The sequence below is a fragment of the Halomonas sp. IOP_6 genome (assembly GCF_021151565.1).
Taxonomy (GTDB): Bacteria; Pseudomonadota; Gammaproteobacteria; order Pseudomonadales; family Halomonadaceae; genus Vreelandella; species Vreelandella alkaliphila.
On the sequence record NZ_JAIRBO010000010.1, the window covers coordinates 1 to 23,240 of the forward strand.

At 51.6% G+C, this 23,240-nt stretch carries 22 protein-coding genes; 11 read left to right on the forward strand and 11 right to left on the reverse strand.

Annotated features, from left to right (window positions below; genetic code table 11):
* Nucleotides 1-296: 296 nt before the first annotated feature.
* Nucleotides 297-905, forward strand: a complete 609-nt coding sequence (locus K7H08_RS15790) for an OmpW/AlkL family protein (protein ID WP_174412718.1) — start codon at nucleotides 297-299, stop codon at nucleotides 903-905.
* Nucleotides 906-989: 84 nt separating this feature from the next.
* On the opposite strand, the gene pepQ is transcribed toward K7H08_RS15790, so the two are convergent.
* The 8 genes from pepQ to K7H08_RS15830 all read right to left on the reverse strand — a co-directional run bounded on the left by pepQ (nucleotide 990) and on the right by K7H08_RS15830 (nucleotide 9,833).
* The gene (pepQ, locus tag K7H08_RS15795) at nucleotides 990-2,279 is read right to left on the reverse strand and encodes a Xaa-Pro dipeptidase (RefSeq protein ID WP_231658501.1); all 1,290 of its coding nucleotides are present in this window, start codon (nucleotides 2,277-2,279) and stop codon (nucleotides 990-992) included.
* Nucleotides 2,280-2,363: 84 nt separating this feature from the next.
* The gene (locus tag K7H08_RS15800) at nucleotides 2,364-3,275 is read right to left on the reverse strand and encodes a LysR family transcriptional regulator (protein WP_231658502.1); all 912 of its coding nucleotides are present in this window, start codon (nucleotides 3,273-3,275) and stop codon (nucleotides 2,364-2,366) included.
* Nucleotides 3,276-3,324: 49 nt separating this feature from the next.
* Nucleotides 3,325-4,386: an ABC transporter ATP-binding protein gene (locus K7H08_RS15805; protein ID WP_095604195.1), complete on the reverse strand. Its 1,062-nt coding sequence runs from the start codon at nucleotides 4,384-4,386 to the stop codon at nucleotides 3,325-3,327.
* Complete coding sequence (locus K7H08_RS15810) at nucleotides 4,383-5,399, reverse strand: ABC transporter ATP-binding protein (RefSeq protein WP_038483575.1); 1,017 nt, start codon at nucleotides 5,397-5,399, stop codon at nucleotides 4,383-4,385. The genes K7H08_RS15805 and K7H08_RS15810 overlap by 4 nt, the downstream gene beginning before the upstream one ends.
* A 7-nt stretch (nucleotides 5,400-5,406) precedes the next feature.
* Nucleotides 5,407-6,351 carry an ABC transporter permease gene (locus K7H08_RS15815; RefSeq protein WP_038483577.1) on the reverse strand — a complete coding sequence of 315 codons (945 nt, stop codon included), beginning with the start codon at nucleotides 6,349-6,351 and terminating at the stop codon, nucleotides 5,407-5,409.
* Entirely contained in the window at nucleotides 6,348-7,397 is a 1,050-nt protein-coding gene (locus K7H08_RS15820; protein ID WP_231658503.1) for an ABC transporter permease, read from the reverse strand. Before K7H08_RS15820 ends, K7H08_RS15815 begins: the two co-directional genes overlap by 4 nt.
* 151 nt (nucleotides 7,398-7,548) lie before the next feature.
* On the reverse strand, nucleotides 7,549-9,120 hold the full coding sequence (locus tag K7H08_RS15825) for an ABC transporter substrate-binding protein (RefSeq protein ID WP_231658504.1): 1,572 nt from the start codon (nucleotides 9,118-9,120) through the stop codon (nucleotides 7,549-7,551).
* Nucleotides 9,121-9,446: 326 nt separating this feature from the next.
* Nucleotides 9,447-9,833, reverse strand: a complete 387-nt coding sequence (locus K7H08_RS15830; RefSeq protein ID WP_231658505.1) for a glutaredoxin family protein — start codon at nucleotides 9,831-9,833, stop codon at nucleotides 9,447-9,449.
* 242 nt (nucleotides 9,834-10,075) lie between these two features.
* Here K7H08_RS15830 and mpl point away from each other — a divergent pair, with 242 nt between their 5' ends.
* Genes mpl through K7H08_RS15845 form a run of 3 tightly spaced genes read left to right on the forward strand, consistent with a single transcriptional unit; the run spans nucleotide 10,076 to nucleotide 12,749 of the window.
* Nucleotides 10,076-11,461 carry a UDP-N-acetylmuramate:L-alanyl-gamma-D-glutamyl-meso-diaminopimelate ligase gene (gene mpl, locus K7H08_RS15835; protein WP_231658506.1) on the forward strand — a complete coding sequence of 462 codons (1,386 nt, stop codon included), beginning with the start codon at nucleotides 10,076-10,078 and terminating at the stop codon, nucleotides 11,459-11,461.
* Nucleotides 11,458-12,123 carry a flavin prenyltransferase UbiX gene (locus tag K7H08_RS15840; protein WP_038483587.1) on the forward strand — a complete coding sequence of 222 codons (666 nt, stop codon included), beginning with the start codon at nucleotides 11,458-11,460 and terminating at the stop codon, nucleotides 12,121-12,123. The genes mpl and K7H08_RS15840 overlap by 4 nt, the downstream gene beginning before the upstream one ends.
* A gap of 2 nt (nucleotides 12,124-12,125) precedes the next feature.
* Nucleotides 12,126-12,749: a LysE family translocator gene (locus tag K7H08_RS15845; RefSeq protein ID WP_176472125.1), complete on the forward strand. Its 624-nt coding sequence runs from the start codon at nucleotides 12,126-12,128 to the stop codon at nucleotides 12,747-12,749.
* A 10-nt stretch (nucleotides 12,750-12,759) separates the two neighbouring features.
* Here the strand turns inward: K7H08_RS15845 and K7H08_RS15850 are convergent, their stop codons facing one another.
* Genes K7H08_RS15850 through K7H08_RS15860 form a run of 3 tightly spaced genes read right to left on the reverse strand, consistent with a single transcriptional unit; the run spans nucleotide 12,760 to nucleotide 15,883 of the window.
* The gene (locus K7H08_RS15850; protein ID WP_231658507.1) at nucleotides 12,760-14,151 is read right to left on the reverse strand and encodes a bifunctional DedA family/phosphatase PAP2 family protein; all 1,392 of its coding nucleotides are present in this window, start codon (nucleotides 14,149-14,151) and stop codon (nucleotides 12,760-12,762) included.
* Between the two features lie 27 nt (nucleotides 14,152-14,178).
* Complete coding sequence (locus K7H08_RS15855) at nucleotides 14,179-15,111, reverse strand: diguanylate cyclase domain-containing protein (RefSeq protein WP_038483592.1); 933 nt, start codon at nucleotides 15,109-15,111, stop codon at nucleotides 14,179-14,181.
* Nucleotides 15,104-15,883 (reverse strand): hypothetical protein, encoded by a 780-nt coding sequence (locus tag K7H08_RS15860; RefSeq protein WP_370687198.1) that lies wholly within the window; start codon nucleotides 15,881-15,883, stop codon nucleotides 15,104-15,106. The genes K7H08_RS15855 and K7H08_RS15860 overlap by 8 nt, the downstream gene beginning before the upstream one ends.
* A gap of 264 nt (nucleotides 15,884-16,147) precedes the next feature.
* Here K7H08_RS15860 and K7H08_RS15865 point away from each other — a divergent pair, with 264 nt between their 5' ends.
* The 7 genes from K7H08_RS15865 to mltB all read left to right on the forward strand — a co-directional run bounded on the left by K7H08_RS15865 (nucleotide 16,148) and on the right by mltB (nucleotide 23,239).
* Entirely contained in the window at nucleotides 16,148-17,455 is a 1,308-nt protein-coding gene (locus tag K7H08_RS15865; RefSeq protein WP_120387073.1) for a glutamate-5-semialdehyde dehydrogenase, read from the forward strand.
* Nucleotides 17,452-18,111, forward strand: a complete 660-nt coding sequence (gene nadD / locus K7H08_RS15870; protein WP_038483597.1) for a nicotinate-nucleotide adenylyltransferase — start codon at nucleotides 17,452-17,454, stop codon at nucleotides 18,109-18,111. The genes K7H08_RS15865 and nadD overlap by 4 nt, the downstream gene beginning before the upstream one ends.
* 107 nt (nucleotides 18,112-18,218) lie before the next feature.
* On the forward strand, nucleotides 18,219-18,605 hold the full coding sequence (rsfS, locus tag K7H08_RS15875; protein ID WP_038483599.1) for a ribosome silencing factor: 387 nt from the start codon (nucleotides 18,219-18,221) through the stop codon (nucleotides 18,603-18,605).
* Nucleotides 18,602-19,069: a 23S rRNA (pseudouridine(1915)-N(3))-methyltransferase RlmH gene (gene rlmH, locus K7H08_RS15880; RefSeq protein WP_038483601.1), complete on the forward strand. Its 468-nt coding sequence runs from the start codon at nucleotides 18,602-18,604 to the stop codon at nucleotides 19,067-19,069. Before rsfS ends, rlmH begins: the two co-directional genes overlap by 4 nt.
* Before the next feature lie 35 nt (nucleotides 19,070-19,104).
* On the forward strand, nucleotides 19,105-21,012 hold the full coding sequence (mrdA, locus tag K7H08_RS15885; RefSeq protein WP_038483603.1) for a penicillin-binding protein 2: 1,908 nt from the start codon (nucleotides 19,105-19,107) through the stop codon (nucleotides 21,010-21,012).
* Entirely contained in the window at nucleotides 21,012-22,175 is a 1,164-nt protein-coding gene (rodA, locus tag K7H08_RS15890) for a rod shape-determining protein RodA (protein ID WP_198349805.1), read from the forward strand. Before mrdA ends, rodA begins: the two co-directional genes overlap by 1 nt.
* Before the next feature lie 47 nt (nucleotides 22,176-22,222).
* The gene (gene mltB / locus K7H08_RS15895; RefSeq protein ID WP_198349806.1) at nucleotides 22,223-23,239 is read left to right on the forward strand and encodes a lytic murein transglycosylase B; all 1,017 of its coding nucleotides are present in this window, start codon (nucleotides 22,223-22,225) and stop codon (nucleotides 23,237-23,239) included.
* Nucleotide 23,240: the final 1 nt, after the last annotated feature.

Below are 23,240 nucleotides of genomic sequence, written 5' to 3' on the forward strand. Positions count from 1 at the left end.
ATGAGTCTGTCGAGATTTATAACGGTCAGCGGCCACACCTAGCGCTGAAATACAAAACGCCCAATGCAGTGCACTGGGCGTTTGAGATGAAATAAGTGTCAATCTATTTTAGGACTAGACACTGCCCTTTGTGCTTGATTTTTATAACCGATGCTGTCTGCCGACAGAGCTTGATATGTAAAACTTATATTAAAATAACACAACAAGTTTGGAAACGCTGTTCGATTGGTATATATTGTATAGGTAGCTGGAGTTACCGGCACCAATCCCGAGTAAGATGTAAGAGGATGACCCTGATGAGTAAATTAAAATTAGTTTCTGCTGCTGTTCTTACCGCTAGCGCATTGATCGCCAGCCAAGCAGCACTCGCTTACGAAGCAGGTGACGTTTTCGTACGTGGTGGTGTCGCCCAAACGGATACGGGTTCTGGAAATGGCAATGTTGGCGCGGCAGATCTAAACGTACAAAGCGCGCGAGGATTTACGTTTGGCGCGGGTTACCTGTTCACCGATAAGCTTGGCGCTGAACTGAACAGCTCCGAGAAGTTCGAACACGACCTCAACACCAGCCCTGGTGGCAGCGCAGGCAGTGTAGACCGTCTGCCGATTAATCTGTTGGTTAACTACTATCCGATGGGCGGTTTAGACTCTAAGGTTCAGCCTTATGTAGGCGTTGGCTTGAACTATACTCGCTTCTCAGGCGAGCCCACTGGCTTAAGCGTTGATGAAAGCTATGGCGCGATCGGTCAGGCGGGGGTTGATTTAGCGGTTACCGATAACGTCATGCTAAATGGTTACGTTAGCTATGCAGACGTGAATGCTGACATCAATGCGGGTGGTAACAAGGTCGGTAAAGTAAACATGGAACCCGTTACTATCGGTGGTGGCGTTACCTACCGCTTCTAACGAGAAGTGCGCAGGGTGATCTTGCCCGCGATCTGATAGTCGCCCGGCCTGGGGAGTTAATCCTTGGGTCGGGCGTTTTGTTGATCAGGGGGTCAAGTTTTTGAAGCCACTCTCTGTGACAACGACGTTATCTTCAATACGGATGCCGCCACAGTTGGCTAACGAATCAACGACTTTCCAGTTAATCGGTAGTGCCTTGTCGCGCAATGGGGCCAGCAACATAGGGATATAGTAGAACCCAGGCTCTATCGTTACTACCATGCCAGGGCGCAGCGTACGGGTTAAACGTAGCGCTGGGTGCTGTGCAGGAGCGGGTGAGGGCGTTCCATCTGGATGGCGAAGCCCTGCCACATCATGAACCTGCAGCCCCAACGAATGACCTAGTCCGTGTGGGCAAAAAGCTCGCGTGATTCCCTCATCAATTGCCTGTTCTGCGCTGCCGTGAAAAAGATCATTGGCAATCAGAATATCTGCCAGCAAACGATGCATTTGCTCATGTAGCGCAATGAACTCGACGCCTGGAGCAACGCTTTCCACCAGCGTGTCTTTTACATGATGAATGCCGTCAATTAAATCACGATAGATGCCTGGCGCGTCAGGGCCTGCATAAGTGCGTGTAATATCCGCGCAGTAACCGCGAAAACGGCGACCAGCGTCAACCAATAGGCTATGTCGTTGCGTGGGACTGTTTAGGTCATAGTGTTGGTAGTGTAATACGCCCGCATGATCATTTAGCCCAATAATGTTCTGGTAGGGGACATCAGACTCCCTCTGTCTGCTGGCAGCCAGGTAGGCCAGTTGAATATCTAACTCAGCCGATGCGCCAATAAAAGCAGCCTGCGCGGCTTGATGTCCTGCTATAGCAAGCCGGTTGGCTTCGCTTAAGCAGGCTATTTCATAAGCGGTCTTCAACATGCGCAGTTCATCTAGATCCCTAACCAGCGGTTCGGGCTGATACTGCGCGTCTAGTGCTTGACGTGTGGTGGCCTCAATATCACCGATCACTGCCGCGCGACCCGCTAACGTTGGTGTAGTCTTTTCGCTACACAGGTGGATATCAAACTCAGTTACCCATGGCTCTTCAGGCAGGCGAGTAGGCAAATGCCAGAAATCTGCTGGCGCATACAGGTACAGCTGCGGGCGCTTGCCGGGTTGAATCACCAGCCAACTGTGCTGAATATCGGCCATGCCTACCCAGTGCATAAAATGGCCGTAAGTTTGGAAGGTTGACGTTTGGTCGTCGCCAAAGTGTGCGCTGGCGTGGCCGCTATAGATGGCTAAGCTATCGAGACTGTGACTGGTTAACAGGTCTGCATAAGCTTGCTGTAAATGCGCTAAGTGTTCGCGCTGCAAGTTAAACAAAGAGGCTGACATGCAGGTGGTGTCCTTTTATCAATGGCGGCTTGGCTAGTGGATCAGGATACGGCATCAAGTCGGGCTATTGCTTTAACTACGGGCTTAACTGCGTGGTAGAGCAAGCTCACTCCACAGGCTATCCAGCTCTGCGTGATGCTGGTTTTGGTGCCGATATAGTCGTAGCTCCATCGGGACATCCCAGCGGCTATCGCCGGCTCTGATTAATGTGCCGTTGGAGAGCTCAGCGGCTATGTTGCGTTCGGGTAACCAGCTCATGCCATAGCCGAGAAGCACCAGCTCTTTAATACCTGCCGCATAGAGATTTTCACTTTGCGCCGTGAGGTAGGTGCTTTGCGGTAAGCGAGCGAGATGCGCCTTTACTGCTGAGCCCAATAAGCCGCGCTTTGGATAGGCCAGCCATGGCGCTGGCTGCTGTCGCGAGCCGGGTAGCAACGCGCAAGGTGTGCCATTCGCATCTAGGCCTGTGACAGGAATCAAACGCTCGTGGCCAATGACCCGATACGTGCAGGCACTGGTATCAATATCTAGATCGCAACGCCCGATTGGCCAATAGCAGATAGCAAGATCGCACTCTGCCCGACCAAGTGCTTGAAAATAGTCGTTTGCCACCCAGCCAGTTGCACGTAAATAGGGCTGTATGCGCTCTTGCCAGCCCGTAGCAGCAAGCCATTCTGGCAAAAACTGCGGGAGTAAGCTCTGTGGAGCAGCCACCATGATGCGGCGCTGCTGCCCGGCGCTAATTTCGCGCACGCGGTCACGCGTTAAGCGCACGCGATCAGTTACCTGCTCGCACAGCGTCAGGAACTCCTCTCCCGCGGGGGTTAGCGAAAGTGGCAACGTCTGCCGGTTGATCAGTGTCACGCCCATCTCTTCCTCTAGCAATTTAATGCGCCGGGAAAAGGTGGGCTGTGTGACGTGCTGTTCATCCGCTGCGCGAGAGAAGTGTCGCGTTCTGGCCAGGGCGATAAAGTCTTCTAGCCAGCGAATTTCCATGTCTTACCTCGTCGTGCTGCCAAACGTGATGCTGTCGTTAAAACTGGCGTCATAGGCGGCCTTCTTCAACAGCGTGGCACGCAACGCGAGTGCCGTCATCCTGCGTTTGCAGGGTAGGGATTTCCTGACGGCAGCGGGCGTTGGCATAGGGGCAACGGCCATGGAATACGCAGCCGCTCGGTAAGTTGACCGGCGTAGGCACTTCTCCGGTAAGACGAATATGCTGGGGGCGGTCATCTTTTAAGCGTGGAATAGCGGATAGCAGAGCTTGGGTATAGGGATGGCGCGGTTTAGCAAATAGCGTTGCCGTTGTGGCCACTTCACACACCGTGCCTAAATACATCACCGCTACGCGGGTACCAAAGTGCTCAACCACTGCCAAATCGTGGGTGATAAATAGATAGGTCAGGTTACGCGCTTGTTGTGCTTCCATCAGCAGGTTGAGCACTTGCGCCTGAATGGAGACATCCAGTGCCGAAATGGGCTCGTCGGCAACAATAAACTCAGGATCAACGGCTAGGGCGCGTGCTATGGCGATACGTTGGCGTTGACCGCCGGAAAACTCATGCCCAAAACGCTTGCCCCAATCGGGGTCTATCCCCACGGACCCCATAACGTCTTGGACCTTGTCGAGTATCTTCTCTCGGTTCCAGTCTGGGTGGTGCAAACGTAGTGGTTCTTCCAGCGTTTGCTGAATCGTCATCCGTGGATTAAGCGAGGCATAAGGATTTTGGAAAATCATCTGCATGCGCTTGCGATAAGGCAATAGCTGGCGAGAGCTCAAATTATCAATGCGCTGCCCGTCATAGCGAATTTCACCCTCTGTGGGGGTGAGTAAGCCCATTACCGTGCGTGCCACGGTGGACTTACCGCAGCCAGATTCACCGACCACGCACAGTGCTTCTCCGCGTTTGATATCAAGGTTAACGCCATTAATCGCGTGTACATGCTCTTGATGACGCACCAGCTTGCCGCCTTTAAAGCGCAGCTGTTCCAAAAAATCCCCTGATAATGAAAAGCGCTTCTTAAGGCCACGAATTTGTAGCAACGATTCGCTGCTCTCTTCATTTTGCGTGGGCGCAGCGTGGCGAGTTTCGACCTGAGCACTCATTGTGTTTCCTCCTTCAGGCGACGATCTTCAAGCATTTCAGCCACCATATGGCAGGCGACACGGCAATTGCCGGATTCGACAAATTCAGGCACTTGCTGGGTGCAGGCAGGCCGTGGTTGACCATCTGCCCTATTGATGAAGTCGCAGCGAGGGTGAAACGCGCAGCCGCTAGGTAAGTTAGAGAGTGACGGCATGCTGCCACGGATCTGGTTGAGCTTTTCACCTGGGGTCGCCATTTGCGGTAACGCGTTGATCAGCCCTTGGGTATAGGGGTGCTGAGGATCGTTGATGATTTCCCGTGTGAGGCCTTGCTCAATAACGCGACCGGCGTACATAACCAGCATGCGCTGGGTGACCTGACTCACTACCCCCAGGTCGTGGGTGATAAGAATCAGGCCGACGTTGTGCTGTTCGCATAGCTCAAGTAACAGCGCCATGATTTCCGCTTGGATGGTCACGTCCAGGGCGGTAGTCGGTTCATCGGCAATGATAATATCGGGGTCGAGCAGTAGGGCGATGGCGATAATAATGCGCTGACGCATACCGCCAGAAAGCTCGTGGGGATATTGATCCAAGCGCGTTTCTGGCGATGGGATTTGTACCTGTTGCAGCTTGTCCAGGGCTATCGCGCGGGCTTCTTTGGTGGAGATCCGTCGATGGGCTTTTAAACACTCGACCATCTGCTCACCAATCGAGAGCACGGGGTTCAGCGTCATCATCGGATCTTGGAAGATCATCGAGATGCGGTTACCGCGTATTTTGCGCAGGCCGCGCTCAGACATGGTGTTAAGCGTCTGACCTTCAAACGTTATGCTGCCACCCGCGATAAAGCCGGGTTTGGCGATTAGGTTAAGTAGCGAGAAGGCGGCCACGGATTTACCCGCGCCAGACTCGCCTACGATACCTAAGCGCTCGCCGCGCTCCAGGGTGAAGTTGACATCGCGTAGAGCGCGCACTTCACCTTGGCGAAGGGCAAAACGTACATCGAGTTGAGAGACTTCAAGTAGTGCCATGGTGTCCTCAGCCTTTATAGAGTCGTGGGTTCATGACATCGCGCAGCCAATCGCCCAATAGATTGATAGACAGCACCAGCACAATGAGTACTGCTCCAGGAATCAGAGTGATCCACCAAGACCCCGATTGAATATAGTCAAAGCCCGATTTGATGAGCGACCCAAGCGAGGGGTGGGTTTCGGGCATACCCAAACCTAAAAATGACAGCGCAGCCTCTGAAATAATCGCGTTGGCAATTTGCACCGTTGAGATAACAAAAATCGGCGACATGGTATTAGGCAGTACATGGCGGAACATAATACGTTTGCTACGTAGCCCCATGACGCGTGCAGCATCGACGTACTCTTTGTTTTTCTCAGCCAACACTGAGGCGCGCACCGTACGTGCATACTGAGGCCACTCGGCTAACCCGATAATCAAAATAAGCATGAGTACGGCATATTGGCTGTAGAACGCGCTGCCCATAGTGGCTTTCACTAGAGCGCCCACGACGATAGCGACCATCAAGGTGGAAAATGACAGCTGGATATCGGCTAAGCGCATCAAAAAAGCATCAATGCGGCCGCCTAGGTAGCCTGCCATTAGGCCGAACGTTACGCCAAGCAGTGCTTGAAGTATGACCGCGCCAAAGCCAATCAGTAGCGATACGCGGGTTCCGTAGAGAATAATCGACCATAAATCGCGCCCCTGGGCATCGGTGCCTAGGCTGTAACGCTCATCGGCACCATCAATCCAAAAGGGTGGTAGCTCGGACGACATAATGTCGATTTGAGCCAGATCATAAGGATCGGTAGGGGCTAGCAATGGGGCTGAAAACGCTGCGATCACTAAGCAAATAAATACTGCGAGGCACAGTTGAGCCGTGCGGTCGCGTTTGAAGCTGTACCATAAATAGGAGTCGCGCAGGCGTTCCCAGCGGCTGGGTGCAGTCGTTGTTGTGGGCGTTGTCATGCGGGCTTACCTGTTAGTTTTACGGTGGGGTTAACGAAGCCGTAGATCAAATCCACAATGGTGTTCGTCACCACGAAAATGACGCCGACAATCATCAGGTAGGTAACAATCAGCGGTATATCGGCTCGGTTAATCGCATCAAGGAACATCAGTCCCATGCCCGGCCATTGGAAAACGGTTTCGGTCAAAATGGTGTAAGCCACCATGGTGCCGATCTGTACGCCGCCAACGGTGATAACCGGCAGCATGGTGTTCTTAAGCGCGTGCACAAAGTAAACGCGTCGCATTGAAATGCCTTTGGCTCGGGCATACTTCACGTACTCTGACTGCAGTACTTCCATCATTTCTGCGCGAATCAGGCGGATAAACAGCGGCAACATAATCGATGCTAGTGAAATAGCGGGCAGTACCAAATGCTGTAAACCGTTCCAAGTCGCCAGGTTGGTGTCCCAGTGGCCTACCACATGTACTAGGTCATAGCCACGGCCAAACGATGGCATATTGCCTTCTGTCGACAGCAGGCCATTTAGCCAAGCTCCCCAACTGGTACTTTCAGGAAACAGAGTGATAGTGATGCCAATCGCAAAAATCTGAATCAATAAGATGGCGGTCAAAAACACCGGTATCGAAATGCCGATGATCGAAGCGCCCATAAAAAAACGTGATATAGGAGAGCGAGGTTTTATCGCGCTATAAACGCCAATCGGTACTGAGAAAAGCACAATAATCAGCGTAGCCGCAAACACCAGTTCAAGGGTTGCGGGCAAATGCCGGGCGATAACCTCCAGCGCAGGTTCGCGATAAAAATAAGAGTCGCCAAAATCGCCTTGAACGGCGTTTTTCGCAAAGCGTACATACTGAACTAAAAACGGATCATTTAAGCCCAAGCGCTCGCGAATGGCTTCACGCTCGCTTTCGGGAACCGACTGACCGACCATCTGTTGTACAGGGTCACCCAGGTTATCCTGGATGGCGAAGGCCAGTACACTGATGACAAACATCACCAATATCGCGTGCATCAGGCGCTTGATTAAAAAAGCAATCATGGCGTACGCCACCTATGTCATAGGTTTAATAGAGAGTTAATTGCAAGTTAGGGCGAAGCCTATGATGAGGCTGTTAACCACATACAACGCTTCGTCCCCCAAAGCTTTGGGGAACGAAGCATCCTTGCACGTGTGAAAGTAAGCGTGGCAATTAGCGACTAATTACCAGATCACCTAGATAGGGAAAGTCTAGGGCGTTAACAACCGGCTCGATATCAACGCCGTTAGCTGCACCATAGGCAAGGTTCTGCCAATGCAGTGTGATGTAGCCCACGTCTTCATAAAGCATGGCTTCGGCTTCACGCAGCATTTCATTGCGTTTTTCGAGATCGGTTTCACTATCTGCCGCAGTCACAAGTGCGTCGATTTCTTCGTTGCAGTAGCTGCCGTAGTTGTACTGACCAGCGCCAGTCTCTTCATCAATGCAGAAAGAGAGGTACTGGAAGAAGTTAGCGGTATCTTCGGTGTCAGCATGCCAGCCAATCATCGCCATATCGGAAGCGCGCTCGTCATACTCAGGCCAGTACTGGGCAAGCGGCATGGTGCGCAGATTAACGTTAATGTTAATTTGTGCCAGCATGTTTGCCACTGCTTGAGCGATCTGAGCATCGTTCACATAGCGGTTATTGGGTGCGATCATGTCAACGCTGAACCCTTCCTCGTAGCCCGCTTCTGCCATCAGCTCTTTGGCGCGTTCAATGTCATAACGAGGCACTAAGTCAGGGTTGTGGCCGGAATAGCCTGCGGGAGAGAACTGGCTTGCTGGCGTCGCGAAGCCGCGCATTAAGCGGTCGGCAATACCTTCTTGGTTAATCGCCAGATCAACAGCTTGACGCACACGTGCATCCTGGAAGGCTTCAACGCGCTCTTCGTTCATTTGGAAGCCAATGATGCGCGTACCATCCACTTCTACCAGGTTGGCGTTATCGGCTTCGCGAACACGGTCCAGATCGTTGGGCGGTACGGCATCGATAAAGTCAACGCCGCCTGACAGTAGTGCCGCAACGCGTGAGGCATTCTCAGCAATAGGTGTCAGGACAATTTTAGAAACGTTGCCTTCGCTTTCGGTATCCCAGTAATCCTCAAAGCGTTCAAAATCAACGCGGACACCTTGGCGGCGTTCAGTGATAATAAATGGGCCTGTGCCCGATGCATTACGCGATGCAAATGAGTTGCCCGCTTTGACGATTTCTGCTTTTTCATTGCCGCTTTCCGTTTCACCCGTGTAGAACTCGCTATCCATCGGGAAAATGTAAGTCGCAAGGTTGAGCAGTAGCGGGTAGGGCTCAGTGGTTGTAATTTCGACAGTGTAATCGTCAACTGCTTCGGCGCCTGCGACGGGCTCAAAAATAGCGCGATAATCGGGGCTCTCTTTCAGGCGCTCAATGGTCCATACCACGTCTTTGGCGGTGAAATCGTTACCTGAGTGAAACTTGACGCCTTCACGCAGCGTCATGCGTGTCGTGGTTTCGTCTACCTGTTCCCATTCGGTCGCCAGGCGCGGCTCAAACTCGAAATCTTTTGTCCAACGTACCAACGGGTCAAACGCTAAGTGTGAAAGGCGCAACATGCCGCCAGATAACTGCTCGTGGATATCGAGGGTTTCAGGATCGGCAGAGTAACCAATGCGCAGGGTTTCTGCGCTCGCGGTCATGGGCAGCATCGTCGTGCCTGCAACCACAGCACCAATAACAGAAGCCAGTAGCGTTTTCTTAAACGTCATAATGTTTCCCTTTGTATTGTTTATTGTTCACTTTGCTGGCCAAAGCAAGTGTGTTTAAAAACAGTGTGTTTAAAAGCTAAGTGCTCTTAAAAACCAGCAAAACAGACACGGTCAGCTTGCAAGCTGTTCTAACAATATTCTGTTCTCTTTAAACATAGAGAGTGGGGGGCGCGTCATACAATCGAAATAATGAGAGGTATCATTCATCTGCTGAATGACAGGGCTGGGCACGGCATTAAGAGGAAAGGAGATTAGACGAAGGTGTAGGGAGTGTGAGCCGCTATTTAGGCGCTTCTGCTCAATAGCGGCATCTGTATAAAGGTGTTTTAAGCGAAATGTTGGTGCAACCAGCGGTTAATGGCATCTGACTCGTAGAGCCACTCTTCACGGCCGTCTTCATGATTAATTTTTAAACAAGGAACTTTAACCTTGCCACCGCCTTCTTGAAGCGCTTTTTTATGGTCAGGGTCTAGCTGAGCATCGCGCAATTCGATCTTTAGGCCCAGCCGAGCGATTTCTTTGCGTACTTTGATACAGAAAGGGCATGTCCGGAACTGGTAGAGGGCTAGGTGTTCACAGGCGGCATCGACTTTCGCTTGCTCTTCCTCAGTACGCTCTACCGATTTAGGGGTTGAAAGCTTCTCTGAGATCAACATGACGGGGGCTAGAATAAGGCGAACACCTCTGAAAAAATAGCGAATTAAAACGCGCATCGTAAGCTCCCTCGGTAGCACTGACACTGGTCAGCGATAAGATATGTATGAATGATCGTATTTAAGAGATCATGAGCAAAAAGGTAGCCGCATCCTGCATCAAACTGGGCGTTTTGTCACTTCTGAACGAGCTTAGGCGCTAGCTTTAAAGCCAAGACCTGCCTTGAACTAGATGAGCAAGTTAACGTTGCATGCTAGTCTCAGCAGCTTAGTTAACTGGTTAAGTAAGGAGCGCTTCACCTATGCGTCTGCATATTATGGGTATCTGCGGCACTTTTATGGGGAGTCTGGCTTTGCTAGCGCGGGAGTTAGGGCATCAGGTGAGCGGCTCAGATACGAACGTTTATCCTCCCATGAGTACCCAGTTGGAAGAGGCAGGGATCACCTTGATGGAAGGGTATCGCGCCGAAAACCTTGCTGATCAACCTGCACTTGTCATTGTAGGAAATGCGCTATCGCGGGGTAATCCCGAAGTCGAGGCGCTGCTAAATAGCGGTTTGCCCTATACCTCAGGTGCTCAGTGGTTGGCTGAACATGTACTGCCTGGCAGGCAAGTCATTGCTGTTGCAGGTACTCACGGTAAGACCACCACTGCCAGCCTTTTAGCATGGCTATTGGAAAGCGCTGGCTTAACGCCTGGGTTTTTAATTGGCGGCGTGCCGCGTAATTTTGGCGTGTCGGCACGCTTAGGTCATCACGACAGCCCCTTTATTGTCGAGGCTGACGAGTACGATACGGCGTTTTTTGATAAGCGCTCTAAGTTTGTTCACTACCGCCCCCAGATTGCGGTGATGAATAACTTGGAGTTTGACCATGCCGATATATTCCCTGACCTTGCAGCGATTGAGCGCCAGTTTCACCATTTGGTTCGAACTGTGCCGAGCCAAGGCTGCTTGCTGGTTGCTGATCAACAGCCAGCGCTGGAGCGTGTTCTGGCAATGGGGGCATGGTCGTCGGTCGAGCATTTCGGCACGTTAGAGAGCAGCGAGTGGCAACTGCGTTTGGAACGTGCTGATGGTAGTCGTTTTCAGGTACTCCACATCGGGGCAAACAGCGAAGAGGACGGCGTGGTCGAGTGGGCGTTAACCGGTGAGCACAACGCGCGTAATGCACTCGCGGCACTTGCTGCAGCGAGCCGTTGCGGTGTGAATCTCGCTCGTGCTTGTGCCGCTCTCGCGCGTTTTAAAACACCCCGTCGGCGTCAGGAAATCATCGGTGAAGTGGACGGCGTACAAGTTATTGATGACTTTGCCCACCATCCAACAGCAATTGCAGCGACGTTAAAAGGGTTGCGCGCAGCCACCACCAAAGGGCGACTACTCGCGGTGATTGAGCCTCGTTCCAACACCATGCGTTTAGGCGCTCTACGTGCCCGACTAAACGAGAGCGTTGCTGATGCGGATGCAGTGTTCTGGTTTCAACCGGCAGGGCTTGATTGGTCAATGGAGGCGTTAGTGGCTGAACAAGGCGAGAGCGCTGAGCTATATAGCGATATAGATGCACTTGTTAAGGCGGTTGTTACTCAAGCGTCACCACTCGACCGTATTGTTGTTATGTCTAATGGTGGTTTCGAGGGCGTTCACCAGCGTCTATTGAGTGCGCTATCTGCCAAGGAGCAAACTGAGTGACAGACTTTAAACCTCCGGTGACGGTGGCGCTGACAGGTGCTTCAGGGGCGCAATACGGCCTGCGCTTGATCGACGTACTGGTGGCCTCAGGGCATGAAGTGTGGGTAATGATCTCCAAAGCGGCACACATGGTTATTGCCACTGAGACTGATGTGTCGTTACCCGCTCAGCCAAAACGCTTAGTAGAGGCGCTTACTGAGCAGAGTGGTGCCAAGCCCGGTCAAATCCGCTGTTTTGGGCGTGAAGACTGGATGGCGCCCGTGGCATCGGGGTCCGGCGCTCCCTCTGCGATGGTAATTTGTCCCTGCTCTACAGGTACGTTGTCTGCCGTCGCAACTGGCGCGAGCAATAACTTAATTGAGCGTGCCGCTGACGTTGCCATCAAAGAGCGGCGGACATTAGTCATGGTGCCGCGTGAAAGTCCATTTTCCCCTATTCACCTAGAGCACATGCTGGCGCTAAGCCGCCTGGGTGTCGTGATTTTGCCTGCGGCCCCCGGCTTTTATCATCGCCCAGAACGGATAGAAGATTTGATCGACTTTGTGGTCGCCCGGATACTCAATCAGTTAGGTATTGCCCACCGCCTTGTACCGCGTTGGGGAGAGGGCCATGAAACCACGTCGAACGATACAGATAACGAAGTAAACAGCACGGAAGAGTAATGATGATGTCATGGGCGACGCTGTCGGTGTTTGTACCCACGTTTTTGTTCGTTTCCCTAACGCCGGGGATGTGTATGACGCTGGCCATGGTGCTGGGCATGACCCAGGGAGTGAAGCGAACGCTGTGGATGATGATAGGCGAGTTAATTGGTGTTGGTATTGTGGCCGCCGCTGCAGGTGCTGGTGTGGCCGCGTTAATGCTACGACAGCCAGAGCTGTTCATTGCGTTTAAGTGGGTAGGCGGCGCTTACTTAGCTTATTTGGGCATTATGATGTGGCGCTCTAGAGGGCGTATGGCTATTCCTGCCGAACTGAATGCCGGACCTGCTGCAGGGCGAGTGCAGTTGGCTACTCAGGGATTAGTCACGGCAGTGGCCAACCCTAAAGGCTGGGCCTTTTTCATGGTGCTGTTGCCGCCGTTTTTAGATGGCAGTCGGCCACTTGCGCCTCAGTTAACCCTGCTGATTGCGGTTATTTTAGTGATCGAGTTTGCCAGCATGCTGGTATACGCAACAGGTGGCAAAACGCTGCGTAACGTGCTGGGCAAAAGTGGCAATGTAAGGTTGCTTAATCGCATTGCGGGGACATTGATGATAGGCGTGGGAATCTGGCTGGCCCTGGGATAGCACAGAATGGCTAGACAGGTGGCATCAGGATAATTCGCAGGACTACCAGCGCGATGGTGGATGCCATTAGTCTGCCTCTCGGGCAATGAGGTAAAGGAGCTCTAACGCGTCGCTGCCAATTCAGCCGAATGAGGGCGCATACCAGCAAGCCCAAGAGCGCGCCGCCGATGAGATCACTTAGCCAATGAACGCCTAATATCAAGCGCGATAACGCCATGGGTGTTGCTAAGATAATGGCCAGCCAATAAACCCAAACGCGTTGTTTGCGGTGCAATTCTGCTGCAATGAAAGCCGCTGCTAGCCCTACAACAACAACCGTCGTGGAGGTGTGTGCACTTGGGTATGAAAATGAGCCAATTAAGTACTCCGGTGTTACTGGTCGAGCACGCTCAAAAACCATTTTTCCTATTGTGTTGAGCAGCGCAACGCCACCGATGGCAAAGACCCAATGGCAGAGAGCATCGATGCGTTTATGATGGATCAGCCAAACGACCAAAGGCAAAAGTAGTGCGCTAACCCCAAGTGCATCGCCTATTTTAGCTAAGACTAAGCTGATTAACTGAAGTGGTTCATTGGTTAACCAGCTAAACAGTCGCTGAGCTTGTAGGTCTATCGCCAGCGGACCTTGATGATTGATTACTAGCAGAGTCCAGGCGGAGACACTGGCCAACGTGATCAAAAACAGCAGTAGAGAGGCTAGCGGCACTTCATCATTAAGGCTCATTGAGAGCCACGACCGACGCATAAAGGGGATGCGGCGAATAAGACGTGCTGTCGCTAAGTAGATGACGCCGTGGCGTCCAACCTGGGCTCTTCCCCAGGAAAAAATCACTGCAAGCACGACGATACTGACGCTTAATGTAATGATTGCCGTTTCTATATTTGGAGGGAGGTTGAGGTGCTGTTGCCAGGTTCTTCCTAGTAAGTAGCCAGGCAACACATAAGCGGGAGCCCACAGGGCTGCGGAGGTGATATTGGCCCACAAAAAAGTGCGCTTTGGCATCCGCATCATACCTGCAATAAGCGGAATAATGGGGCGGACTGGGCCTACGAATCGGCCAATAAATACTGAATGGATACCATAACGGTTAAAAAAACGTGCGCCGCGTTCCAGCCATTCTGGGTGCATGGATAAAGGCCAACGGTTAGTGACCTGTTGACGATGGTGATAGCCGAGCAGGTAGCTAATGCTATCCCCGAAAATTGCACCTATTAACGCAGCACCGATTAGCCATGGCAGGGCAATGGCTTCATGCCCCGCCACGGACGAAGCGGCGGTAATTAACACAACACCAGGCACCAATAAGCCAACCAGCGCAAGGGATTCAAGCAGCGAAATCAGTGCAACCATCAGTAGTAACATGGCTGGCGAGAGTGGCAGGGCAAAAAGCGCATCAGCCATTAAAAATACTGCTCCATTTAATCCGCATTAGGCGATAGATAATGCTTTTGCACGAGCTTCCAAGCGATTTATATAGCGTTCAAAGCTCTCATTTCGGCATGGTAGGCAAACAGCAATACGGGTTTCTAACTGCCCAGTTTCCACTAGAACACGTTGCGATAGTGCGCGTTGAAGCCGCTCGCGCACCAACATAGCACCGCTCTCACTTGTGTCGGGCAGCACTAGCCAGAACGTGGCGTTGTCTGCCCGGCCTAACAGATCGTGGTCGCGGCAACGGCTATTGACTTCGTTACAGAGAGCGCCCAACAGTGCCGTTTGCGCGCGTGAGCCAAATTGCTCTTCCGCCATATCAAGCTGAGGTAAATGCATCACTAAGACTGCCAAGCGTTTGTTAAGCATTGCAGCGCGCAGAAACTCATTGTGAAGCCGCTCTTTTAGCGTATCAATATGGTAAGCATTGCAATCATTGTCGTTTGGGTCTGTCGCCCTCAGCAATGCTCTTTGTCGTGCGTGCTCCCATGGTGGTAAGGCCATCAGCAGAATGAGAGCGGTATAAGCAATAATTATCTCTGAGGATGCATCGCTGTGACGGGTTAGTAGCCACCACAAGGGGCTGGAAAATACCGTTAGCAAGAAAGCGTTCGATAGCGGTAGTAAAAAAAATGCAGCGGCCGTGGGCAGCCCGATCCAAATTGTCGAGATGCTAGGATGACTGTAGAAGGCAGCCAGGGTAATGATATAACTACTACCCAGCAAAATAGCACGGGGAAGAACCGGGTTTAACGCCTGACTGTGGTGCATTAGCAACGCAGTAAGTAGCAGCAGTGTCACAAACATTGGCACTAAAAGGTCGTGATATTTTCCCATGCCATAAAGCCAGAATGTGTACCCTGCTACTAGGATCACACTGGCAGTGTAGGCAAAAGTCATCAGGTGTCTTTGCCGCGGTTGATCAATCATCGTTACCTTCCCGTTGTTGAGGCGGGGGCTGAACCAGCGTTTCGATGGATAGGCCTGATAGCTCTATATCCATTAGTGGTAGATGGTGGGAGTGCTGTGTTTCTGGGAGGCCTGCACAGAGAAGCTTGCGGCGGTGGGCGGCTTCCTTTGGGTTATGCGACAAGGTCAAGGCGGCAAGCGTCTGATTATTTAAGCGATAAACGTGTTCAAAACTGTATATGAGGTTGCATAATTTTTGCGCCGCCGACCAAAGCTGATGGCGTTTTACTTGGATAATTAACAACTCTGCATAGATGGCTTCACGTTCAGATCGGGTTTGTTCTCGGCTCAGGTCTCTCAGCAGCTGTCCACTTGGCCATAGATTTAATCCGGGGATTAGCCGAAGGCGTTTGCGAATGGAGCCGTTAATATCGATTAACTGGCACGCTTTTGCACTGGACAGCACACCTAGCGTGATCAATGCCGCCAACAGTAGTAGCGCTTCGGGTAAGTTAAGAAGGGGGGCAATGAATGACCAGCTAATCAACGCAGCGCAGGTATTGAACACGGCCACCCAGCGTTTCTGAGGCAGCATAAACATTGCCGCCCAAGCCCATATTAAAAAGCTATGGCGCTCTGGAGCCACGGCAATAAGCCCCAGCAGTAGCGCCCCGGAGAGTGCTTGCCAAGGTAGGCCTTTAGAACGACGATGGCTAAAATCGAGCAATAGTGCAGTAACAAAAAGCCAGCCTACAGATAACCAAAGTACTAGCGCGGCCGCGGGCTGCGCCATATATGTCCAGGACGCTAATGCTAACGCCGCTGCGAACAAGTTGGCTCTTAATAGGCGTATTTTGTACTTGCTTTGCATGGTGGCTTACTATTCACCTTTAATTCAGGATTGCCCATGGAGCACTTTGACTAGGCGTGGGCGTCGAAATGTAATCATTAGTAGCGTCAGTATAACGCCCTAATGGCGTAACATACTGCCAAACACCTAGTACCACTACCATAGAATGCAACTTGCCTTGCATACGCAATAAGACAGGGAGAAAGTATGAGCGGTTCAAACGCACACCAAAACATAGCCCTACAGCAATTAGCTGCGGGGAATGTGCCCGCTTATATCCAGGTGCTCGGTCAAGGCGCTAGGGCAGCCGCCAGAGAGCTGCGTCGTGCTGATACAGGATTGAAAAATCGTGCGCTTGAAGCAATGGCATCGCGCCTGACGGCATCTAAACAATTAATACTAGAAGCTAATGCGCTTGATTTACAGCGTGGCAAAGAAACCGGCCTAGACGCTGCATTGCTTGATCGTCTGGCGCTTAATGATGCGCGAATTGATGCCATGGTCGAAGGTCTTCACCAAGTGGCTGCACTACCTGATCCCGTTGGCGAAATTGACGATATGCGCTATCGCCCAAGCGGAATTCAAGTTGGCAAAATGCGCGTGCCTCTAGGGGTTATTGGCATTATTTATGAATCTCGCCCAAACGTTACCCTTGAGGCAGCAAGCCTGTGCTTAAAATCGGGTAATGCTTGCTTGCTGCGCGGAGGTTCTGAGGCCAGTGCGTCAAATGCGGCGATTAGTAGTTGTATCCAAGAGGGGCTAGCTGACGCTGGCTTGCCAGCTGAATCAGTGCAGGTTGTTGCCACCACCGATCGCGCTGCGGTGGGTGCGATGATTAGTATGCCCGAGTACGTCGACGTCATTATTCCAAGAGGTGGTAAGTCTCTGATCGAACGCATTTCCCGCGAAGCAACGGTGCCGGTCATTAAACATCTTGATGGGGTTTGTCACGTTTACATCGACACTACGGCAGATCCCGCTAAAGCACTGGCCATCGCGGTAAACGCGAAAACGCATCGCTATGGCACCTGCAATACGATGGAAACGCTGCTGGTGGATGCGCCGATTGCCGATATCGTGCTGCCAGAGTTGGCTCGTGCCTACGCCGAGCACCATGTAGAGCTACGTGGTTGCGAGCGTACACGAGCATTGCTGCCCCAAGTGGCGTTGGCCACCGAAGAAGACTGGGGCGCTGAGTACCTTGCGCCTATTTTAGCGATTAAAGTCGTCGATGGTATGGATGAGGCGATTCAGCATATCGAGCAATATGGCTCCCATCATACTGATGCCATTGTGACTCAAGACATCAGTCTAGCGAGACGCTTCATGGCTGAGGTCGACTCAAGCTCAGTCATCGTAAATGCTTCTACGCGCTTTGCTGATGGCTTTGAGTATGGACTGGGCGCAGAAATTGGTATCTCAACCGATAAGCTGCATGCGCGAGGGCCGGTTGGATTAGAAGGGCTTACAACGCAAAAATATGTCGTCTTTGGTGATGGGCAAATCAGGCAATGAGTTCAACACCCATGCGAATAGGCATGCTGGGGGGCACATTTGATCCTGTGCATCTGGGGCATTTGCGAAGTGCCGTTGAGGTTCGTGAAGCCCTGGAGCTTGATCGTTTACACATGATTCCCGCACCTCAGCCGCCTCTGCGTGATACGCCTCAGGTGTCACCGGAACAGCGTTTTGAGTTGTTAAGGCTAGGTATTAGCGACACGCCAGGTGTGATGGCTGATGATCGGGAGCTGCGCCGCGAAGGGCCTTCTTATAGCGTGGATACGCTTGCCGAGCTGCGGCAAGCGTATGGCGATAGCGCGAGTCTAGTGATGATTATCGGGTTCGATGCTTTTCTAAGGTTAGCCAAATGGCACAAAGCTAATCAGATATTCTCTTTAGCACATCTCGTTGTGATCGCTCGACCTGGCTATAACGCGCGGTGGCCTGAGGAATTAAGGGAACTGGTGGGTAATCGTGAAGTCGATAGTGTGGATGAACTGATGCGAAGCCCTAATGGTAATGTTCTGACGCTGGCCTTGCCCTCCATGATGGCGATTTCGGCTACTTATATAAGAGAGCGTTTAGAAAAGGGCAAAAGCGTTCGTTATCTACTGCCTGAGGCCGTCGAGGAAGCCATTCTGCGGCATGGTTTCTATCATTCTGGTGAATAGCGCTGGCAGTCAGGAAAGAAGCCGTTACAATGGCCGGCTAATTGACTGAATATCACTGAGCTTGCTTTTGCTGAGCTTACGACAACAAGGGGTTGCCTTTAGGAGCCATGCACATCGATACACTTAAAAATCTAGCGGTTGATGCCCTAGAAGAACTTAAAGCACGAGATATTACGCAGTTAGATGTTTCCAAACTGACTGAAGTTACTGATTTGATGCTGATCGCCAGTGGTACGTCTACTCGCCACGTGGCTGCCTTAGCGCAAAATGTTGTGGAAAAGGCCAAAGCGTCAGGCCTTGCGCCCCGAGGTGTTGAAGGTGGCGATAATGCTGACTGGGTATTGGTCGATTTAGGCGATGTGGTTGTCCATATTATGTTGCCTGAAGCGAGAGCCCTCTATGATCTTGAGCGCTTATGGGCAGACCTACCCAATGACGCTGGGGCTATTAGTGAGTCGCTCAAACGGTTTGAAGAGCGAGCCACGATGTCATGAAGATCCGGCTGTTAGCGGTGGGCACCAAAATGCCTGCGTGGGTTGAGGAGGGCATTGAGACCTACCGCAAACGGCTGCCTCGAGACTTCTCGCTTGAAATTGAAGAGATTCCACTCGGTCAGCGTGGCAAAAATGCTGATATAGCCAAAGCGCGTGCGCAAGAGGCTCAGCGTATACGTGACAAGCTTCGTGGCGACGAGTATATCGTGGCACTTGAGGTTAAGGGTAAGACCTGGAGTACCGAACAACTTGCTGACGAAGCCGACGCTTGGCGCATGTTGGGCAAAGATATTGTGTTGTTGGTGGGAGGACCAGATGGCTTAGAGCCATCCCTTTCAGCAATGGCGGATAAAGCGTGGTCTTTATCGCCTCTCACGTTGCCGCACCCACTGGTACGTATAATGCTGGCTGAGCAACTTTACCGGGCGTGGACACTGTTAGTAGGTCATCCCTATCATCGATAATTGCTTTTTGTCTGATTTGAGAGTCATCGTTACCCATGCCTAAGCGCCGTGACACGCTTAAAAACCCTGAGCAAGAATTGCGTATTTTTCGTGTCAGGGCGCTACTTGCCGTTTTGGTGGTGGTTGTTTTGACGGGATTGCTGACTGGACGATTAGCATACTTGCAGATCGTTCAGCACGATTTATACAGTACTCGCTCCGAAAAAAACCGTGTCCGTGTCGAACCGCTGCCCCCCAATCGGGGGTTGATTTATGACCGCAATGGCGTCCTCCTTGCCGAAAATCGCCCTACCTATAACCTCACGTTGGTGCGCGAACGCGTTGATGATTTAGATGAAACGCTGGCGCTGTTAGTTGAGCTTCTAGACTTGCCCGAAGATGATATTGAAGCGTTCAATGTCCGTTCCCGGCAACGCCAACGCCCGTTTCAGCCTGCGCTTTTAATGAGTGATTTGAGCGAAGACCAAATCGCACGGTTAGCGGTGAATCGGCATCGTCTACCAGGGGTTGAAGTAGAGGCACAACTGCTCCGTTATTATCCTGATGCCGAAATGATGGCCCACTCACTGGGCTACGTAGGGCGCATCAACGCAGAAGAGATGCAAACTCTAGATGCTGGGCGATATGCGGGAACACACTTTATTGGTAAAACAGGGATTGAGCGCTTTTACGAGACGGAACTGCACGGGCAGGCGGGGCTGCGTAAAGTTGAAACGAATGCACGTGGGCGTGTACTTAGAGAGCTTGGTCGTACTGATCCGGTACCTGGGGAAAACCTTACTTTAACGCTTGATAAGTCAATGCAAATGCTGGCTTACGAGCTGTTAGATGGCAGGCGTGGATCTATCGTCGCGATCGTTCCTGGGACGGGTGAAATCCTCGCCATGGTATCGACGCCTGGCTTTGATAGTAATCAGTTCGTGACGGGAATTGATGTCGCTTCTTATCGCGGCTTGCAGGAAAATATCGACCTCCCGCTGTTTAATCGAGCAATTCGTGGCCATTATCCGCCAGGTTCGACCATTAAACCTTTTTTGGCGCTTGCGGGGCTGGTCGAGGGTGTTATCACTCCCGATAGCACGATTAATGATCCTGGTTTCTATCAGTTACCCAATGACTCTCGTCGCTATCGTAATTGGTTGCGTTGGGGGCATGGTCGGGTAGACATGGAGCGGTCTATTGCTGTTTCAAACAATACTTACTATTACACCCTAGCCCATGATCTGGGTATCGATAATCTGCATGAACAAATGACCAACTTTGGTTTTGGCCAACGTGTTGCTCATGACGTGCAAGGTGAAAGCACTGGCCTGATGCCGTCTCGTGACTGGAAGCGGGCACGCTTTAATCAGCCTTGGTATCCCGGTGAAACACTCTCTGTGGGAATTGGGCAGGGTTACTGGCAAGTAACTCCGTTACAACTGGCTAGTGCAACGGCTACATTGGCTAATCGCGGTCATTGGGTAAAGCCACGTCTTGCGTTAGCAATAGGTGAAGAGCCCTTAGCGTTGGATTTGCCGGATACGCTGCCCGATATTCAGTTGGATAATGACAACTGGTGGGACCGTGTTTTCAGTGGCATGGAAAAAGTTATCAGCGGTAATGAAGGTACAGCACGCCGTACGGGAGTAGGGCTAGAGTACCGTATGGGGGGGAAATCAGGCACCGCCCAGGTGTTCTCGCTTGGACAAGATCAGCGTTACAACGCCGCAGAACTTGAGGAGCGCTTACGCGATCACGCTCTTTTTATGGCGTTTGCGCCAATCGACGACCCTCAAATTGCGGTCTCAGTCATTGTTGAAAATGCTGGAGGCGGTAGTACGCATGCCGCTCATTTGGCGCGTGCGATGACCGATGCATGGATATTAAGAGACGATGCGCCAGACGTTGAAGAAGTTAAAGAAGTATTGGAAGAAGATACTGCCAACGTGGAGGGTAACTAATGAGGTCATGGCAAACCCTCTCTCGCCCATTACGTCGTTATCCAGTACGCCCACCCGATAGTGGTATTGCTCGGCGCAAAAGCATCTGGGAGCGGATTCACCTTGATCCGTGGCTGTTAGGTTTGCTGCTGTTGCTGATGGGTGGTGGTCTATTAGTGCTTTATAGCGCTTCCGGGCAGCGTATTGATACCGTGATTGCTCAAGCTATACGTTTTGGTGTTGCCATCGCTGTTATGGTGGTTATTGCCCAATTATCGCCTTCCACGTTTCTGCGCTGGGCTCCCTTGGCTTACGGCTTGGGTCTAGCTATGTTGTTGGCAGTTGAAATAGCGGGTGATGTGGGTATGGGGGCAAAGCGGTGGCTTGAAATACCGGGTGTTATTCGGTTTCAACCATCTGAAATGATGAAATTAGCGGTGCCACTGATGGTGGCTGCCTATCTGAATCGTTGCCAATTACCGCCACGTTTCAAGCATATTTTTGTATGCGCGGTGATAATCGGCTTGCCGGTGGTGCTTACAGCTATTCAACCGGATCTTGGGACGTCGCTTTTAGTGGCCAGCGCGGCGGTTATTGTCGTGCTTTTGGCAGGTTTGTCCTGGCGCCTAATTGGTTTGATTGCTGCCTTAATTGCAGCAGGGCTTCCTGTTCTATGGATGAATATGCACAACTATCAGCGTCAACGGGTTTTAACATTCCTGGATCCAGATAGCGACCCCTTAGGGTCGGGTTGGAATATTATTCAATCAACAACAGCGATAGGCAGCGGTGGCTTATGGGGGAAAGGCTGGCTTGAGGGTACTCAGTCTCAATTAGAATTCCTGCCTGAGCGCCATACGGATTTTATTATTGCCGTGCTGGGTGAAGAGTTTGGTCTGGTGGGAATGCTCGTGCTGCTATCCCTCTATGTCATGATTGTGGGGCGAGGTCTTTGGCTGGCAACCTCTGCTCAGGACACCTTCGGGCGACTTTTTGCAGGCAGTATTATCCTGACGTTTTTTATATATGTGTTTGTCAATGTCGGCATGGTAAGTGGTATTTTGCCAGTTGTTGGCGTACCGCTGCCGCTAGTGAGCTATGGCGGGACTTCTAGCGTGACCTTGCTGGCAGGGTTCGGTATTCTCATGTCAATACATGCCCATCGGCGGTTGTTGCCGCGCTAGTATCGAATAGATAAGTAGCGGTGCTTTTTCACAGGAGTGGTTAGTTAATGAAATGGGCCCGAAATAAAGCAAGCGGCTGCATGGCAGCTATGTTACTGGCGTGTGCTTACACGGTTGCATGGGCTGACGACGCGTCGCCTTTTGATCCTCAGCAGCACGAAGGTACTCAACAGCTAGTTGACGAGTTAGCAGAACAAGGAATTCCTCGGCAATGGCTAACAGATGCCCTGAATCAAGCCAGCTTTAGCCAATCTGTTTTGGACGCGATGGAAGGTGCGGCTGAACGTCGCTTACGTTGGTATGAGTATCGCGATATCTTCTTAACTCAGCAACGTATTGAGGAGGGAGCCGACTTCATCAGTGAGTATGAGGATGCGTTTGCTCGGGCTGAGGATGTGTATGGTGTCCCACCAGAGATCATTGCTGCCATTATTGGTGTTGAAACCTATTACGGTAAGCATAAAGGGCGTCACCTTGTATTAGACTCATTGGCAACATTAGCCTTCAACCATCCTGTCCGTGGTGGCTTTTTCCGGGGCGAACTGGCGGCTTTTTTGAAAATCGCTCATGAGCAAGGCGTTGAGGTTGACGAGCTTTATGGTTCGTATGCAGGCGCAATGGGGTATCCCCAGTTTATTCCCACGAGTTATCAAGCCTATGCCGTCGATTTTGACGGTGATGGTAAACGAGATTTATGGGAGAATCCGGTTGATGCCATTGGCAGCGTGGCGAACTACTTTGCTGTACATGGTTGGCAGCGTGATGGGGCAATTTATCATGAGGCCGATGGCCCTGATTCAGCGCCTGAAACGCTTCCTATTAACCAAACCAGTAAGCCTGATGTGACTGTATCTGAGGCGATTGAAGCTGGCATTGAACCACAAAGTGCGCTTGATCCAGAGTTACTTGTGGTGCCTTTAAGGCTCGAGCTTGCCGATGATAGTATCCAATATCGCTTGGGGGAATATAACTTTTACGTTATTACCCGCTATAACCACAGCCATCTCTATGCAATGGCGGTGACAGAGCTATCAGAAGCGATTGCACGGCAGGTTGAGGGCTAAA